Source organism: Streptomyces sp. NPDC090442, assembly GCF_044769405.1.
Lineage (GTDB): Bacteria > Actinomycetota > Actinomycetes > Streptomycetales > Streptomycetaceae > Streptomyces.
In genome coordinates this window covers 1-1,270 of sequence record NZ_JBIVXW010000270.1, presented here as the reverse complement: position 1 = coordinate 1,270, position 1,270 = coordinate 1, and the positions used below count along the sequence as shown (strand labels likewise).

At 70.6% G+C, this 1,270-nt stretch carries 2 protein-coding genes; both read right to left on the bottom strand.

Going from position 1 to position 1,270, the window contains the following annotated elements:
* Nucleotides 1–88 precede the first annotated feature (88 nt).
* The gene (locus ACIQU6_RS44975; RefSeq protein WP_403488558.1) at nucleotides 89–502 is read right to left on the bottom strand and encodes a helix-turn-helix domain containing protein; all 414 of its coding nucleotides are present in this window, start codon (nucleotides 500–502) and stop codon (nucleotides 89–91) included.
* 95 nt (nucleotides 503–597) lie between these two features.
* A complete protein-coding gene (locus ACIQU6_RS44970) occupies nucleotides 598–999 on the bottom strand; it encodes a helix-turn-helix domain-containing protein (protein WP_403488556.1) in 402 nt (133 codons plus the stop codon).
* Nucleotides 1,000–1,270: the final 271 nt, after the last annotated feature.

Sequence of the window (1,270 nt, the reverse complement as noted above, 5' to 3'; positions counted from 1 at the left end):
CTCGACAACTGCATGGGCTCTCGGAACACCCCGAGCATGCCCACCGATCACCCCAGCTCACCGGGAAAATCCAAGATCCCCGACAGAGTCAAGCTAGGTGCCGGTGGACGGTGCGATAGGAGGGGCCCCAGCCCAGGTGCTGGGTCAGAGTCCGTACCACCTGCCCGGTCGTGCGCTGCGGGTTCTCCCGCTTGAGCGCGGCCGCCAGGTCGAGAACTTCCTCCGGCGTCCTCGGCGTGACCTGCCTCGTCGGCGGCAGCAGTGCGTCGAAGCCGCCCTCACGCCAGGACCTGAGCCACCGGTCCAGGGTGCCCCGGCCCACGGTGATCTGCCGTCCGAACGGGTCCGTGTGCGTCTTCGCCGCCAACGCCCGGACCATCGCCCCACGTTGACGTGGACTCAGGGCAGGGTCGGCTGCCTCACGGATCAACTGGTAGCGGAACAGGGCGACCTGGTGGGCCCGCTCGGCCCGCCGGCGTTCCTCCTCATCGACCAGAGCCATCGTCGGTGACCTCCAAAAGGGCTGCGGACATGTCAGCCAGCGAGTATGGAGCCTCACCCCCACCACCCGTCAGGGGCAGTTCGTGTTGATCGTTATCACCATGCCGAGGGCAACCAGGCAGGCGCTAACAGCAGGCCACGGCTGACCGCCGAGGCCACCTCCCAGACCGGCACGGCGACCACCAAGAACCTGGACCGGACCGCCATCGCGGCAGCGATCACGGCGGCGACCGCGTCACCGAACACACCAGCCGCGGGCGCCGGCAGCACCACCGCGGGGTCATCGGCGAGCGCGACCAGATGAGCGGTGAACACCCCCGCGACCAAGCGGGCCCGGCCGGCGAACCGCCGCAGCCACCCCCGCACCGTCGCCTCCGGACGACCCAGCCGCCCGGCAATCGTCCGATGCCCGACCCCGGCCGCCTTCATCTCAAGCGCGGCCCCGATCACCTCGGCCACATCCGCCCGCCGCGACAGACCGCTGACCGGCAGCAACACATGCGTCGCCCCGCAGCCCGAGCACCGCGAGCGACGCGGCCGAAGGCCAAGACGCCCCTCACCCATCCCACGCAGCCCATGCGCCCTCGCCCACCCCCACGGCGCCAAGACCCCGCCACACGCCGGGCACCCCAACTCACCTGCCACAAGCCGCCGTTCGACATCCCCGGCGTCCACCTCTAACGGGCTGCCCCGCGATTGATGTTGGGGCGTGTTGGCCTGGGAGTTCGGCTGGTGGGTGATTCAGCAGGCCGTCGCGCGGACGAGCACG

Excerpts from the sequence above, each read along its gene's own strand:
- ACIQU6_RS44975 (WP_403488558.1), bottom strand. The coding sequence starts at position 502 with ATGGCTCTGGTCGATGAGGAGGAACGCCGGCGGGCCGAGCGGGCCCAC.